The organism is Paraplanobispora takensis (assembly GCF_016863195.1).
Lineage (GTDB): Bacteria > Actinomycetota > Actinomycetes > Streptosporangiales > Streptosporangiaceae > Planobispora > Planobispora takensis.
Map to the genome: position 1 here is coordinate 1 of NZ_BOOK01000154.1, position 617 is coordinate 617.

At 70.5% G+C, this 617-nt stretch carries 1 protein-coding gene; it reads left to right on the forward strand.

Annotation, left to right across the window (positions count from 1 at the left end; all coding sequences use genetic code 11):
- The first annotated feature begins 47 nt into the window (after positions 1–47).
- Positions 48–605 carry a DoxX family membrane protein gene (locus tag Pta02_RS40870; RefSeq protein ID WP_203880424.1) on the forward strand — a complete coding sequence of 186 codons (558 nt, stop codon included), beginning with the start codon at positions 48–50 and terminating at the stop codon, positions 603–605.
- Positions 606–617 lie beyond the last annotated feature (12 nt).

Genomic DNA, 617 nt, shown 5'->3' on the forward strand with positions numbered 1-617 from the left:
CGGTGTGCTGGAGGCATACGAAAAGCACATTGCCGAAGGAGGCGGAGATGGCCACCACCGACGGACGGCACTCCGTGCAGGGCAACCCGACCCCCGACATCGCGGCCGGCAGGACGGCGTCCCGCCCGGTCGACCACGTCTGGGCGCTGGCCAGGATCAGCATCGGCTGGATCTTCCTGTGGGCGTTCCTGGACAAGACCTTCGGCTGGGGCTTCGCCACTGCGGCCGAGCGCGCCTGGATCAACGGCGGCAGTCCCACCACCGGCTTCCTCAAGGGCACCGGGGAGAACGCCCTGGGCGGCTTCTTCTCCGGCCTGGCCGGGCAGGCCTGGGTGGACTGGCTGTTCATGGCCGGTCTGCTGGGCGTCGGTCTCGCGCTCATCCTCGGCATCGGGATGCGCCTCGCCGCCGTGGCCGGTGGGCTGATGCTGCTGCTGATGTGGGCCGCGGAGCTGCCGCTGGCCAACAACCCGTTCATGGACGACCACATCGTCTACACCATCGTGCTGGCCGGGCTGGCGCTGGCGAACGCGGGCGACACCCTGGGCCTGGGCCGCTGGTGGGGCTCCACCGCCCTGGTGCACCGGCTGCCGATCCTGAAGTAGCTCCCACGGGCC

Bases quoted from the DNA above. Each gene is read 5' to 3' on its own strand.
- Pta02_RS40870 (WP_203880424.1), top strand. From the start codon at position 48: ATGGCCACCACCGACGGACGGCACTCCGTGCAGGGCAACCCGACCCCC.